Here is a 13,901-nt window from a genome sequence, read left to right as displayed (position 1 = left end):
TCGAGCGCATGAACCGGACCCTCAAGGACGCGACCGTCAAGCGCTACCACTACGACAGCCACGACCAACTGCGGGAACACCTCGCCGCTTTCCTGGATGCCTACAACTTCGCCCGGCGGCTCAAGACCCTACGCGGCCTCACGCCATACGAAGCGACCTGCCGAGCCTGGGCAGACGACCCAGGCCGGTTCAGATACGACCCAACCCATCTCACCTCGGGACTGAACAGCTAGGCCTATCGCGGAGCCTATGGCCGTTACGGTCGTCCGGGATACGGCGCCTACGGCTATCGCTATCGTCCGTATGGCTACGGGCTGGCCGCCGCGGGCGTGGGTGCCGCAGCGGCAGCAGGCTACCACGGAACGACGTCCGGCGGATGCGGTCCTCACCATTACTGAGACGCCTATGCCGGTGTCTGCCTCCCGAATTGAGGGCGGCCGCAAGAGCGTCGTTCGCGAGCCAAGGACGCCGACTTCCGGCGTTCCGCACCATCCCGTCAAGTGATTTAATGGGGCGTTGGTCATGCGCATCAGGATCGCTGTCTTATGTCTCGCGGTTGCCGGACTGTCGTCCGCACAGGCGCAATCGCAGGACTTCACGAGTGCGCCGCGGCTCCTCGTGCACGGCAACTATTGCGGCCTCGGCAACCGCGCGCCGCTTCGGCCCGTCGACGCGCTGGATCGCGCCTGTGCACGCCATGTTGCGTGGACGCCCGAGGGCGGATTGTCGTCCCGGCTCTGCAATCTCCGCTTGTCTCGGGAGGCAGAGCTGATCTCCCGGGATCCCCGTCAGCCCGACGGCGTTCGGGCTGCGGCCGGGTTCATCGCCTTCAGCGCCGCCGCAATGCCGTTCGATCCGGCGCCGGGGGCGGTGATGGTCGCGACGCCCGATATCCCAGACCCATATGTCCGCCAGCGCACGCGCGTCGGGTACGATTATTAGGCACCGGAGCGGTCACCCAAGAGCGGTCACGCAGGAGCGGGCGCCGGCGCCGGCCGCGCTGCCGCTCAGGGTTCCGTCGACGGTGCCGTGGCCGTCCGGAGCGCCCCGTAGCGTGCAATGGCCGTACGGGCGTTGAACAACAGGCGGTCCGGGCCGAGTCCCCGGTCCAGGCCCGCGCACCGCACCATCCGGAGCACGTCCGGATTGCAGCCCACGAGCCAGACGCTCACGGCAGCGGACCGTACGCCGTCCTGCAGCATCTGAAGCGCAGAATACTCGATGTCGGGCACGCGGCTGAGGTCGAGGGCGACGACGCGCGGCTTGTGCTCCTCCGCCAGCGCCCGTATCCGCTCCCCTACGGTCTGGGCGTTCGCGAAATACAGGCGGCCCTCCGGACGGAGGATCAGAAGCCCGTTGATGGTCTCATCCTCGGGATGGTTGGGTGACTGTGGACGCAGGACGTCGGCCCCGGGCTTACGGACGATGATCGAGATACGGGGCTGAGCCGTCTGGAGGGCGAGGCCCAGGAACGAGACGACGATGGCCACGACGATGCCCTGGAGCGTCCCGAAGGCGAGGACGCCGATTGCCGCCGCGACGGCCCAGCGAAACTCCATGCATCGGACCGCATAGATGGCGCGGAACTCCGCCGGCTGGATCAGGCTGGCCGAGAACACGATGACGATCGCCGCGAGGGTCGCCTGCGGCAGGAGGGCGAGGATCCCGGCGAGGAGCAGCATCGTGGCGAGGGCGGCGGCGGCGGTCGCGAGCGAGGTCGCCTGCGTCCGGCCGCCGGCGGCGCGAACGACGCTCGTCTGCGAGGTTCCGCCGCCGGCCGGCATGGCGCCGAGCAGGGCTCCGCCCAGGTTTGCCGATCCGGTCGCGACCAGTTCGCGGTTGGCATCGACAGGTGGATCGCCGGGGCCGACGAAGGCCCGTGCCGCCGCGATGCTCTCCGTGAAGCTCATCAGGGCGATCCCGACCGCGCCCGGCAGGAGCGCGAGGACGAGTCCGGGATCGGGCACGGTCAGGGACGGCAGGCCCTGCGGGATCGGCCCAACTGTGGAGACGCCCCGCGCGCCGAGGTCCAGCACCCACGAGGCGGCGATCGCGGCGGCGGCCACGACCAGGGGCGCCGGCGAGTGCGGCTTCAACCGTTCCATGCCGATGAGGATGGCCAGCGTCGTGCCACCGACGGCCAAGGTTGGCAGTGAGATCTCGGGGAGGTGGCGGACGACGCTCGCCAGATCGGTGAAGAACGACTGCTTCGCGATATGCAGCCCGATGAGCTTGGGCGCTTGGTCCAGCAGGATCACGAGACCGATGCCGGTCTTGAAACCCGTGAGCACCGGCACGGAGATGAAGCTTGCGACGAAGCCCAGCTTGAGGAGCCGTGCCGCCAGAAGCAGCGCGCCTACGAGGGCCGTCAACGTCGCTGCGGCGACCGCAAGTCTCGCCGGATCGCCGTCCGGGGCCACGTTGCCGAGCTCGGCTCCGGTCAGGATAGCCAGCGTCGTCGTTGAACTCACGCTGAGGACGCGCGACGAGCCCAGCAATCCGTAGATGAGCGGCGGCACGAAGGCGGTGTAGAGCCCCACTGACACCGGCAGTCCGGCCACCGTGGCATAGGCCATCGCCTTCGGCAGGACCACGGTCGCGGCCGTGAGCCCCGCCACGACGTCGCGGCCGAGATCTGGCGGCACACGTTTCCAGTCGGTTCGAAGCGCCTTGCCGGGATCTCTCATCGGAACCCCCGTATTCAGCCAGGGCACAAAACTGACTGTAGCACCGTTCGGGAGAGGGTTGCGGGGTGAAGACGCAACGATGTCTGATCTGTTTCTCGGATCGGCTCTGAAAGATCGACGCCGGACGGCGCCCGGAAGCTGGACATACGGGACGTGGCCTCAGAACGCATCTCTCTCCATGAGGGCCAGGGTTCGTCGCAGGATCTCGAAGATCACAGCCGTCGACCAGCCGAACAGCAGGATCCCGTTCATTGCAGCAACCGGGCCGAGGAGGCGCCAGCGTTCGGCTGGAACGATGTCTCCGTAGCCGAGCGTTGTATAATTGACGAACGCGAAGTACAGAAAGTCGGATCCTGCTGGCGCTATGCGGATCACTTTGTAGATCGCGGCCCAGATTGCAACTTCAACAGTATGCGCCGCCATAATGACGCACACGGCTGACGACATGATGCGCCAGAGGGTCACGCTGCTGTAGCCGCGGATGGCGCCGTGCACACGAACCACCTTCAGGATGATGGTCATCATGAAGGCGTGGATCGTGATGCTGCACACGCTCCCGAGCGCGCCGATCGCGAGTTGCGCCAGCATGTCGTTCCCCCGGAATCGATGATACTTGAGCACGCGCCAGGACAACAGTCGATCATGATGGCACGCCATCGCGATCCGGGGCCGCTCGCCCGGCAGAGCGCAACGGACACGTCGAGCGGCTGAGGGCCGGGAGTAGGCATGCGCAAATCGGCGTTTCCAGTCGGTCGTGAGGCATGGCTCACCCTCGGATTGGTGCTCGTCCTCGTCGCCACCGCGGCAGCGGGGTTCTATTTCACCCGCGCCACGACCCTGACCCTTGCGGTCGCCCCGAATGGCGGAACCGAGCCGGACTTGCTGCGGGCCTACGCGGGCGAGCTCGCCCGCAGGAAAACCGGCGTCCAACTCAGGATTTTGGACTTCCCTGGGGTACGCGAGAGCGCGGAGGCGCTCAGAACCGGCAAGGCGGATCTGGCGGTGGTCCGACCGGACGTGGCAATGCCCGGGAACGGGTTGACCCTCGCGATCCTCCGGGAGCTCGCGGCCTTCGCGGCGGCGCCAGCGGCATCCGGCATCGGGAGCATCCCGGATCTGGCGGGTAAGCGGCTGGGCATGCTGGCGAGCCGGGACGCAGACAGGATGCTTCTGCGGGACCTGATCACCCGCGACGGGCTGGAACCTCTCACCGACGCTCCGAACGGCCCTGTTCCGCCGCAGGCCGTTCTCCTTGTGCCGCTCGAGGAAGCGGACGTGACCTCCGCATTCGGCGACGGGCGCATCGACGCGATGGCGCTCGTGACGACGCCCACGCTTCCGGCAGCGCGGCGCTTGATCGGCTTCGTCCGGGCGGCGAGCGGGGACGGTACGGTCGCGTTAGTCGGCGTGCCTGACACCGCCGCGGTGCTGGCACGCTGGCCGCGCCTCCAGTCGGTCACGGTGCCCGCCGGGCTGTTCAGTGGCAATCCACGCCTGCCAGCCGAGGATGTCGCGACGGTCGGCTCGTCCTACCGGTTGATGGCGCGCGCCAGCCTGTCGCGCAGCGTCGCAGCCGAGATCACGCAGCATCTGTTCGAGATGCGCGCGGCTTTGGCCGAGACCGTACCGGCCGCCGAGGCGCTCACCTATCCGGCCTATGAGGACACGGCGGACGCCACCACCGCCCGCCTGCCCATTCATCCGGGCGCCATCGACTATTACGAGCGTGAGCAGGAGACCTTCATCGAGCGCTATGAGAGCTGGATCTATCTCGTGGCCATCCTGGGCGGCGGCGTCTGCTCGACCATCGCGTGGATGCGGCAGCGCCTCGGGCGCATCCGGCGGCAGCGGATCGAGGTCGCGACGACGCGCCTGCTCGCACTCCGCTCGACCGCCCGGCGGGAGACCGACCGGAACCGTCTGGACGCCATCGCGGGGGAGGTCGACGACCTCGCGGCGAGCATCGCCCGTCACGCCCTGAACAGACCGACGGAGCCGCGGCTGCTCGGCGCCGCCACGGTGGCGATCGAGGCCGCGCGCTCGACGGTCCGTCGCGCCGCGGCCCGACCCGATCGAGCGGCATGCTGATCGGAGTTCCAAGGCAGAGTTCAATCGTAAGGATTGATCCGTCTGATGTGGATTTCGGGTTGTCGGGGATGCAGTTCAACTGGATGCTGGCTGATGTGTGATCTGTGTCTGCATCGATCGCCGCCGCCATGTCCGTGTGTGGACGCTCCATCGGATTCAAGGGGGTGTTTGAGAGATCTGTGCGCGCAGGTTCAGGTGCTTCCGTGTGTCCGGCCTGTTGATGCAGCCATCCTCACGGCTGCTGGCCTGTATGGAGATCGCGGATCGGGTCCAAATCGCTTTTGCGCGCTCGCTTTTGCGCGCTCGAGGCGCCTGGACATTCACTGGTTCTCCCGACCCCGTCTTCTGACCGTTGCGCCATACCTCTCGACTGACCTTCCCTGCCTCCCTGACGCCTCAGGCCGTGGCGATCACGCCGTGGCCGAAGCTCTGTAGGAGCCGCCATGGGTCATCAAGGCCCAGACGATCCGCGCCATCTTGTTCGCCAGGGCGACGGTGATCAGCATGCGCGGCTTGCGCGACAGCATGCCGGCCAACCATGCCCCAGCTTTGTCGGGATCACGCGCCGCGACCTTGGTCGCAGAGCTCGCGCCCAGGATCAGCAACCGTCGCAAGCTGCGCTCGCCCATCTTGGTCGTTCGCCCCAGCCGCTCCTTGCCGCCGCTGGAGTGGCGGCCGCGGGACGAGACCGAGCCAAGCCGCAAAGTCGCGCCCGCGGCGGAAGGTACTGGCGGCCGGTGCCAGAGCCACGAGTGCGGTCGCGATCACCGGGCCGACACCTGGTATCGTCATCAGCCGCTTGGCCACGGCATCGTCCTTCGCGCGTTGGGCGATCTCGCGGTCCAGAMGYGCGATCTGCGCCTGGAGCGCCTCCAAGCTGCCCGCAATGATGGCCAGGACCGGCCGTGCCTCGGCYGGCACGTCGGATGTYGGGTCGCGGACGATCGCCACGAGCTTGCCGACGTGCCCGACACCTTGGCGAACGACGTACCCGAACTCCGTGAGGTGCCCGCGCAGTGCRTTGATCAAYTGGGTCCGCTGACGCACGAGCAGGTCGCGCGTCCGGAACACCACTGCGCAGGCCTGGGCCTGCGCGCTCTTGCCCTGAACGAACCGCATCGTCGGTCGCTGCGCCGCCTCGCAGATCGCCTCAGCGTCGGCCATGTCGTTCTTCTGCCGCTTCACGAACGGCTTCACGTAGGCTGGTGGGATGAGCCGCGTTTCGTGGCCTGCCAAGGCTATCTCACGGGCCCAGTAATGAGCGCTGGCGCATGCCTCCATAGCGACCACGCATCTTGGAAGTGTCGAGAAGAACGTCAGCACCTGATCGCGCCGCAGCTTCTTGCGGAAAACGACGGCGCCGCTCGTATCCGCGCCGTGAACCTGGAAGACTGATTTAGCCAGATCGATCCCGACTGTGCTAACCTCACCCATGGACGCCTCCTGCAGTGGTGTTGCAACACCTCCACTCTGGCACATCGATGCCGTCAGGGGGCGTCCACCCCTACGCTTTTGAGCCAACTGGTGCTCGTTTTCTCAAACAGTCGCGGCACTGCCAAGAGCGGGCTGAGGCGCCCGCTCGCGTCCGAGCCAGCGGCGGCGCGAGGGTTTCAGGACGAAGTACGCGAGAACGGCGGTGATCAGGTCGAGGATAATTGCGATCGAGAAAACCGGTACCCAGTTGCCGGCCGCGTCGTGGATCAGCGCCGCGACAGGACCRCCGAGGAGCGAGCCGACGCCTTGGGCCATGTAGAGGAAGCCGTAGTTCGTGGTGGCGTGCCTCGTCCCGAAGGTGTCCGTCAGAATCGAAGGAAACAGCGAGAAGATTTCGCCCCAGGCGAAGAACACCACACCGGACAGCATTGCGAACGCGTAAGCGTTCTGCCGATTGTAGAGCAACAGACCGATTGCGACCGCCTCGAGCGCGAACGCGATCGCCATCGTGTTCTCCCGGCCGATATGGTCCGACACCCAGCCGAAGAAGGGCCGCGTCAGGCCGTTGGTGATGCGGTCGAAAGTCAACGCGAAGGGCAGCGCCGCAAAGCCGAACACGAGCGCGTCGGCAACTCCGAACTCGCGGGCGAAGTTCGCGAAGTTGGCCGTGACCATCAAGCCGCCCGTCGACATCATCGTCATCATGGCGAACATCAACCAGAACAGAGGCGTGCGCAGCATCGCCCCCGGTGCAGTGTCGGCTGCCGCGCTCGCAGTTCTGGCTGGGTCGATTACGGGCACCTCGCCAGCCTGCGGCGCGCGCAGGCCGAGGGCGGCGAGCACACCGATCGCGCCGAGAATGCATCCAAATACCAGAAGCGTGTGCCGAAAGTCAGTGGCCGCGATCATATCGGTGATCGGGAAAGTGGTGACCATGGCACCCATGCCGTAGCCGGCCGCAACGACGCCGGTGGCAAAGCCCCTGCGATCTGGGAACCAGCGCACCATCAGGCAGACGATACCGACATAGACGATGCCGGTACCGAGCCCGCAGAGCAGACCGTAGGTGGCGTACAAGGCCAGCAGGCTCTCGGCTTTCGAGGCCGCAACCCAACCGAGTCCGCTTAGGGCGGTCCCCAATGCGATCATCAGTTTCGGACTGAACCGGTCTATCAGGTAGCCCTGCACCGGCGAGAAGAAAGTCTGCAGCACGATCACCAGAGTGAAGGTTACCTGCACGGCAGCGAGCGAAGCACCAGTGCTTGCCTGGAAGGGTTTGACGAACAGCGTCCAAACATATTGTGGGCTCGAGATCGTCATCATGACGATCAGACCCAGCACGAGTTGCAGCCAGCGTCGACGCGACTGGACTGTGCTCATTCATACCTCCCGGTGCCTTTTAGATGATGACATCATCAGCACCTGCCGGCGTCAATCATGCGCCGCAGCGCAGTTCAAGGCGCAGCGTCGCGAACGCTGGCAGTTAGTCCAAGGAGTGGGCGGACTGAGCGGCGCGAGCCTTCGCATGCTCGACCGGGGCTTCCTGACCGTCGACAACCTCGCCGACCCGGAGTCCGCCGGCGTGTCGGGAGCGGATCGCGGGCAGAAGCTGCGATGAGCCGATGGGATAGAAGAAGCGGTGCTCGCGACGGATCGGGACGAGACGGCCCTGTGCATAGCACTCGCCGCAGCAGGGGGCCGCCTACATCGCTGAAGAAAAAGCTTGTTCACGACGCGGCAGTCGGGCGGCAGACTGTGCTCATCGGGACTCAGCCCCGGTGGTCAGAACCTGATGCTTGGTGCCCTTTTGGAAGCCCGCTACAGATGGATGGAGGTTGTTCCGGTCGAGCCGCACTGCAGACAGCGCTGGAGAGCAAGCGTGTCGAGCCTCGCTCGGTGCCCCTTCTTCACAGCGACCCGGTTTCAGGCCATCCGCTCGACCCATTGCGCACGCGAAGGACCCGGCGCGAACGCGTCGCCAAAATACTGGATTTCCCGGATCACATTCCCCTCCAGAAACACCATGATACTCGCTGCGTAAGACGGTTGTCCGTCATACGTCAGAACATATTCGGTGACCCAGAAACAGCCTGCTTCGACGATCCGCCGAACCGCAAAGCGTTTCCGGTTCGGTTGCGCGGTGCGAGACAATTGAATGTTTTGCCGTCCGCGGATGCGCTCGCCTGATTGCGGATACTCAAGAATCGCCTCGTCTCGATAGATCTCATGCTCCTGATCGAAGCCGCTCGCGTCGGATGCAGCCCAATGACGATCCAAGGCATCTCAAATCTCTTGATCGTTCATGTCGAGCTTCCTTGAGAATGGCCGACGATCTCAAGCCACCATACTGGGAAAGGCGGCCGTGGCCCCGGGCGCACCTTCGTCGGCCTCGCGCTGCGTCGCCCTGAACTGCTCCGTCTCGCCGGTCACCGGTCGACCTATTTGCTCCCTCGGCCAAGCCGCCGTTCCAGGCGGACGAAGAGCAAGTTCAGGCCAAGGCCACGGGTTCCCGTGCCATCGGCGTCATAGCCTTGGGGACCGAACAGCGCGGAGTGGGATTGCTTCCCTGGGGGCCGCGGAGGCGGACGCCCATGCCGGTCTTCTTCTTTGACCTGTACGCCCGAGGAAGACTTGAGGCCGACGAGGCCGGGCTCGAACTCCCGAGCGCCGAGACGGCCTACCTTCAGGCCTGTGCCGCCATCCCGCCGCTGGTGTCCGAGTTGCTGCGGTCAGGGGACCGCCCGAGAGGGTACAGCTTCGTGGCCACGGACGAGGCGGGGCGGGTCCTGTTCGACATCCCGTTCCACGAGGTCCTCGACAGGGAAGGTTGGTCGCAGTGCCCAGGACCGAACCCGTAGCGCCATTGGATACCTGCTGGGCCTGCTCGTCCACGGGCGGCACTGAGCCCGACGACCGCGGGCCGGTATCCACCGGCCGAGCCGAAGATCCGTCGTCGGGTGCCGCTCATTGACCGTCGAAGTGCGGGCCGGCACCATGGGGCGTCCTCACGATGGATACACATTGGCTCAATCCGGATTGCCCCCAATCACCGGGGGCCGGGTCGGTGGACTAAGGCATCGACGCCCTACGGTGCGGGCTGCCCCATGATCGGGGCGGGCAGCCCGTCCCCGTTCTGGTGTCCCACAGGAGCGATGGTCGGCTTGGAATGCACGTGGCGATGGTGGAGCGGATGCGGCTGGTCACGGACGCCCTCGCGTCGGAGGAAGCGTTCGCCGACGAGTTCTCGGACGAAGCCGTGCAAGCCGAGCGCGTGGGGGACGCAGACACGGCACTCGTCATGCGCGATCTGGCGCGGCGCCACAGGGTCGAGGCGTTGAAGCTGGACGGTCGCCTCGCAGCGATGCGGCGCCAATATGCCGTGAGGTTCGGCTGAACGCCGAGGAAAGCAAGCTCGACATGCTGAGGCGGCATGTGCGCGAAGGTGCGGGGCACGGCGCAAACCAGCACGCCCTCGTAACCCGGTTGAGGAGAGACGGGCTACCGGCCGAGCAGGCTGAAGCCCTCCTGGCCACCTTCGAGGACTCTCAACGCCAACACGAGGCTCACCTGGCCCGCGCGGAAGCGGAGGCTTCCCTGGGATAGAGGGCGTCCGCCGCTGCCGCTCCGGCGGTCCGCCCGGCCAAAACCCCGACCCGGCTCTGAGCGCGGCCCTGCGAATGGTTCCGTACTCGCGGCTCGCTCGCCGGACGCGATGTGCCCGACCTGGCCCGAAGATACCAGGACCAGGTCCTCGCTGCGCGGGCCGAGCGCCTCCATCATGCCAATTTGGCGAGAACCTGCATGATGCGCCACCTTCGCCTTAGGTTCGCCAAGGAGCGCGCCCGGTCGGGGACCCGGAGCCTCTGAAGCCGTCGTCGTGAACCCATGACTGGACAGGAAGTTCTTCCCGCACAGCCTCGACATGCCGAGGCGGCTAGGGAGAGCGCGGATGTCGAGTGAGGAGAACACGGCGCACTACGACGGCCCTGCCGGGGGCTGGGGCTCGGTGCGCGGGATCTCCCGCATCTTCGGCAAGGAATGGGCGACGCCGCTCGCCACCGAGACGCTGTTCCGCCAGAACAAGCCCAAGGGCTTCATGTGCGTGTCCTGCTCCTGGGCGAAGCCGGCCAACTACCATCCCTTCGAGTTCTGCGAGAACGGCGCCAAGGCGACGCTCTGGGAGCTGACCACCCGGCGCTGCAAGCCCGACTTCTTCGCCAAGCACACGGTCACCGAGCTGCGGGAGTGGTCCGACTACGACCTGGAGCAGCAGGGTCGGCTCACGCACCCGATGCGGTACGACCCCGCCACGGACAAGTACGTGCCGTGTGATTGGGACGAGGCCTTCCGGGAAATCGGTTCCGAACTGAGGCTCCTCGACCCCAAGTCCGTGGTCTTCTACTCCTCGGGCCGCGCCAGCCTAGAGACGTCCTACCTCTATGCCCTGTTCGCCCGCCTCTACGGGTGCAACAACCTGCCCGACAGCTCGAATATGTGCCACGAGACGACCTCGGTGGCACTCAAGAAGGTCATTGGCGCGAGCGTCGGCACGGTGGTGTTCGACGACCTCCAGAACTGCGACGCGATGTTCTTCTTCGGCCAGAACACGGGATCGAACTCGCCGCGTTTCCTGCACCCGCTGCAGGAGGCGGCCAAGCGCGGCGTCCGGATCGTCACCTTCAACCCCGTTCGCGAGAGGGGACTGGAGTTCTTCACAAACCCGCAGAGCCCGGTCGAGATGCTGACGGGGAAGGAGACCCGCATCAGCACGCAGTACCATCAGGTCCGGCCTGGCGGCGACATCGCTGTGCTCATGGGCATCTGCAAGCACGTCTTCGCGGCCGATGACGCGGCGAAGGAGCAGGGCCGGCGCGTACTCGACGTCGCCTTCATCGAGCAGCACACGACCGGCCTGGAGGCGTTCGAGGCGAAGGTGCGGGCGACCTCCTGGGAGGAGATCGAGCGGGAATCGGGCCTGGGTCGGCAGGCCATCGAGGCGGCCGCCCAGGTCTATGTCGAGGCCGACCGGGTGATCGGCATCTACGGCATGGGCCTGACCCAGCACATGAACGGCTTCGAGAACGTCGCCTTGCTGGTCAACATGCTGCTCCTGAAGGGAAATATCGGCCGCGACGGCACCGGCATCTCGCCGGTGCGCGGCCACTCCAACGTGCAGGGGCAGCGTACCGTCGGCATCTCCGAGAAGCCTGAGCTCGTGCCCCTCGACAAGCTCGCCGTCCAGTTCGGGTTCGAACCGCCGCGCGAGAAGGGGGTGAACACCGTCGAGGCGTGCGAGGGCATCCTGTCGGGCAAGGTGCGCAGCTTCTTCGGCCTGGGCGGCAACTTCGTGCGCGCCATCCCCGAGCGCGACCGGATGGAGAAGGCGTGGACGGACATGCGCCTCACGGTGCAGGTGGCGACCAAGCTCAACCGCTCCCACCTCGTGAACGGCGAGGTCGCCTTCCTGCTGCCCTGCCGGGGCAGGACCGAGGAGGACATGCAGGCGAGCGGCCCGCAGGCGGTGAGCATGGAGGACACGTTTAGCAACATCCTCGGCTCGCTGGGGCGCCGCAAGCCCGCGAGCGAGCACCTCAAGTCGGAAGCCGACATCGTGGCGGGCATCGCGAAGGCGACGCTCCCATCGAACCCGAACGTGAAGTGGGATGCCTGGGTCGGCGACTACGCCCTGATCCGGAACGAGATCGCCGAAACCTACCCTGACGAGTTCCACGACTTCAACGAGCGCATGTGGACGCCGGGCGGCTTCTACCGGGGCAACTCGGCGCGCGAGCGCATCTGGAAGACGGAGAGCAAGAAGGCGACGTTCACCACGCCCAAGCAGATGACGGCCGTCGGGTTCGGCGAGGCGCCCGGGCGCTACCGCCTGATCACGATGCGCTCGAACGACCAGTTCAACACGACGATCTACGGCTATAGCGACCGGATGCGCGGCATCGACGGCACACGCGACGTCCTGCTCATCAACCCCGACGAGATGGCGCGGGCGAACCTTCACGAGGGGCAGGTCGTGTCGCTCGTCAGCGACGCGGGGGACGGGGTCGAGCGGGAGGTGTTCGGCCTGAAGGTAATGCCATTTTCCCTGCCGGACGGTTGCCTCGGCGCCTACTACCCCGAGATGAACCCGCTCATGCCGCTCTCGCATCATGACGGTCCGTCGAAGACGCCGGCGGCCAAGTCCGTCCCAGTCCGCATCCGGGCCACGGACGAGACCGGTCCCGTGAATGAGCGGCTGGAGCCGCCGGGGCATGCCACTACCCCCGTCTAAGATGCGGCGTGACCGTCGAAACAGGCGGATCGCCAATCATGGGATCGTCCGCCTGACGGCGCGTTGTCACCCCCCGGACCATGCTTGGGGGCCGCCTGGGAGCATTGATGCTCCTATAGCGGTCAAGCGGTTTTTCTGTCGGGCACTGAAGCCGACCCGATTCACAGGTGCCGGTAGATTTCTCGGGCGATGTAGCGCTTCAAGCATCGGCGGATCTCACGAGGCGACTTGCCTTCGCTGGTTCGGCGCTGGATGTATTCTCGGGTCGGCAGATGATGCCGCATCCGGACCACAGCGACGCGGTACAGGGCGGCGTTCGCCCGGCGATTGCCGCCACGGTTCAGGCGATGGCGGCTGGTCTTTCCGCTCGATACCGGCATCGGACAAACGCCGCAGAGCTTCGCGAATGCGGCTTCCGACCGGATCCGCTGAGGATTGTCGCCCAGAACGACGAGCATCTCGGCGATGGTGCCGGTCGACACGCCAGGCGCTTCCATCAGCGCTGGGGCCTGGGCACGCACCAGCTGCTCGAGGACGGCGTCGTGCTCCTTGATCTCGGCATCCAGCACCAGCCACCGATTGGCCAGTGCGCGAAGCGCCACCTTGGCGGACGCGGTAGTGGACACCGGCGCTCCCGGCCGCAACGCGGCGATCGCGCGGATGAGCGTCATCTTGCCGGTGATGCCGATGAACCGCTCGCGTAGCGCCTGTGGTGCATTGACCAGCAGCGTCTTGAGCGTGACCATCGCCTGGGTTCGCGCCTTGAGCGCGGTATCGCGAGCGATCTTGAGGTGACGGATCATCTCGACGGCCCCATCGCCGAGCTTGGGCTCGTGCGCAGCCTCACCGGCCAGAACGGCCCGTGCCGCCGACTCTGCATCGACGGTATCGGTCTTGCCCTGGCGGCGACGGAGCTGCCGGTTGACCCGACCAACGTCGATGACGCGCAAGCCCAGGGCGGTCAGAGCCCGCGTGAGGCCGGCACCGTACGAGCCGGTTCCCTCGATGCCGAAGGCATGCACGACACCGTGCTCGGCTGCCCAGGCGGCCACCTCGCGATACCCCGCGCTGGTCACCGGGAATGATGCGGTGCCAAGCCGTGCGCCCAGTCCGTTGATCGCGACGGCGACGTGGACATCCTTGTGCGTGTCGACGCCGATGACGACGACATCCGGTGTGATAGCCTGCATACAGGTCCTCCAGGTCGGTAGAACCCGAAGGCGATCTGCGAGCGGACAGGACTGTGACGGGACGGCACGCCCTCAAGCTCCTATCAGGTCACGTCTCGTGACGCCCCGGGTGCAGCCTGGAGGGCCGAAAGATCAATGCCATGACACGCGGTCAATCGTAAGGACGGGTCAGGCCCCACAGGCTGCAGGCACCTTCTCACAGCGTAAGGAACAAGG

11 protein-coding genes and 1 pseudogene are annotated in these 13,901 nt (G+C 66.2%); 6 read left to right on the top strand and 6 right to left on the bottom strand.

The genetic code is table 11. From position 1 onward, the window contains the following. Window positions 1-233: integrase core domain-containing protein (locus AC1DXK_RS27380; RefSeq protein WP_477299492.1), on the top strand; the 233-nt coding region annotated here is incomplete at its 5' end. A gap of 289 nt (window positions 234-522) precedes the next feature. Next, on the top strand, window positions 523-942 hold the full coding sequence (locus AC1DXK_RS27375) for a hypothetical protein (RefSeq protein ID WP_457108448.1): 420 nt from the start codon (window positions 523-525) through the stop codon (window positions 940-942). A 65-nt stretch (window positions 943-1,007) separates the two neighbouring features. Here AC1DXK_RS27375 and AC1DXK_RS27370 read toward each other — a convergent pair whose 3' ends face one another. Both AC1DXK_RS27370 and AC1DXK_RS27365 read right to left on the bottom strand, forming a co-directional pair. Then, complete coding sequence (locus AC1DXK_RS27370; protein WP_457108447.1) at window positions 1,008-2,687, bottom strand: SulP family inorganic anion transporter; 1,680 nt, start codon at window positions 2,685-2,687, stop codon at window positions 1,008-1,010. Window positions 2,688-2,846: 159 nt separating this feature from the next. Then, a complete protein-coding gene (locus AC1DXK_RS27365) occupies window positions 2,847-3,275 on the bottom strand; it encodes a potassium channel family protein (protein WP_457108446.1) in 429 nt (142 codons plus the stop codon). A 138-nt stretch (window positions 3,276-3,413) separates the two neighbouring features. Between AC1DXK_RS27365 and AC1DXK_RS27360 the strand changes: the two genes are divergently transcribed. Further along, complete coding sequence (locus tag AC1DXK_RS27360; RefSeq protein ID WP_457108445.1) at window positions 3,414-4,775, top strand: TAXI family TRAP transporter solute-binding subunit; 1,362 nt, start codon at window positions 3,414-3,416, stop codon at window positions 4,773-4,775. A gap of 410 nt (window positions 4,776-5,185) precedes the next feature. On the opposite strand, the pseudogene AC1DXK_RS27355 reads toward AC1DXK_RS27360, so the two are convergent. The 3 genes and pseudogenes from AC1DXK_RS27355 to AC1DXK_RS27345 form a co-directional block, all read right to left on the bottom strand. Continuing rightward, window positions 5,186-6,209 (bottom strand): annotated as a pseudogene (locus AC1DXK_RS27355) (IS110 family RNA-guided transposase). 102 nt (window positions 6,210-6,311) lie between these two features. Further along, window positions 6,312-7,589: an oxalate/formate MFS antiporter gene (oxlT, locus tag AC1DXK_RS27350; protein WP_477299491.1), complete on the bottom strand. Its 1,278-nt coding sequence runs from the start codon at window positions 7,587-7,589 to the stop codon at window positions 6,312-6,314. A gap of 543 nt (window positions 7,590-8,132) precedes the next feature. Further along, on the bottom strand, window positions 8,133-8,486 hold the full coding sequence (locus AC1DXK_RS27345) for a nuclear transport factor 2 family protein (protein ID WP_477299490.1): 354 nt from the start codon (window positions 8,484-8,486) through the stop codon (window positions 8,133-8,135). A 314-nt stretch (window positions 8,487-8,800) separates the two neighbouring features. Between AC1DXK_RS27345 and AC1DXK_RS27340 the strand changes: the two genes are divergently transcribed. From AC1DXK_RS27340 to AC1DXK_RS27330, 3 genes are all read left to right on the top strand, one after another. Next, window positions 8,801-9,067: a DUF6894 family protein gene (locus AC1DXK_RS27340; RefSeq protein WP_477299489.1), complete on the top strand. Its 267-nt coding sequence runs from the start codon at window positions 8,801-8,803 to the stop codon at window positions 9,065-9,067. A 314-nt stretch (window positions 9,068-9,381) separates the two neighbouring features. Next, window positions 9,382-9,603: a hypothetical protein gene (locus tag AC1DXK_RS27335; RefSeq protein ID WP_477299488.1), complete on the top strand. Its 222-nt coding sequence runs from the start codon at window positions 9,382-9,384 to the stop codon at window positions 9,601-9,603. A 555-nt stretch (window positions 9,604-10,158) separates the two neighbouring features. Then, window positions 10,159-12,495: an FdhF/YdeP family oxidoreductase gene (locus tag AC1DXK_RS27330; protein WP_477299487.1), complete on the top strand. Its 2,337-nt coding sequence runs from the start codon at window positions 10,159-10,161 to the stop codon at window positions 12,493-12,495. Window positions 12,496-12,656: 161 nt separating this feature from the next. On the opposite strand, the gene AC1DXK_RS27325 is transcribed toward AC1DXK_RS27330, so the two are convergent. Then, window positions 12,657-13,685 (bottom strand): IS110 family RNA-guided transposase, encoded by a 1,029-nt coding sequence (locus AC1DXK_RS27325; protein ID WP_477299486.1) that lies wholly within the window; start codon window positions 13,683-13,685, stop codon window positions 12,657-12,659. Window positions 13,686-13,901 lie beyond the last annotated feature (216 nt).

It is taken from the genome of Methylobacterium sp. P3_A11, from assembly GCF_056403155.1.
The sequence above is the reverse complement of the archived record's forward strand: the minus strand, read 5'-3'. Positions and strand labels throughout refer to the sequence as shown.

What these genes read in the sequence shown, in the direction of transcription:
- AC1DXK_RS27375 (WP_457108448.1), top strand. Translation starts at nt 523, where the DNA reads ATGCGCATCAGGATCGCTGTCTTATGTCTCGCGGTTGCCGGACTGTCG.
- AC1DXK_RS27370 (WP_457108447.1), bottom strand. Translation starts at nt 2,687, where the DNA reads ATGAGAGATCCCGGCAAGGCGCTTCGAACCGACTGGAAACGTGTGCCG.
- AC1DXK_RS27365 (WP_457108446.1), bottom strand. Translation starts at nt 3,275, where the DNA reads ATGCTGGCGCAACTCGCGATCGGCGCGCTCGGGAGCGTGTGCAGCATC.
- AC1DXK_RS27360 (WP_457108445.1), top strand. Translation starts at nt 3,414, where the DNA reads ATGCGCAAATCGGCGTTTCCAGTCGGTCGTGAGGCATGGCTCACCCTC.
- AC1DXK_RS27340 (WP_477299489.1), top strand. Translation starts at nt 8,801, where the DNA reads ATGCCGGTCTTCTTCTTTGACCTGTACGCCCGAGGAAGACTTGAGGCC.
- AC1DXK_RS27330 (WP_477299487.1), top strand. Translation starts at nt 10,159, where the DNA reads ATGTCGAGTGAGGAGAACACGGCGCACTACGACGGCCCTGCCGGGGGC.
- AC1DXK_RS27325 (WP_477299486.1), bottom strand. Translation starts at nt 13,685, where the DNA reads ATGCAGGCTATCACACCGGATGTCGTCGTCATCGGCGTCGACACGCAC.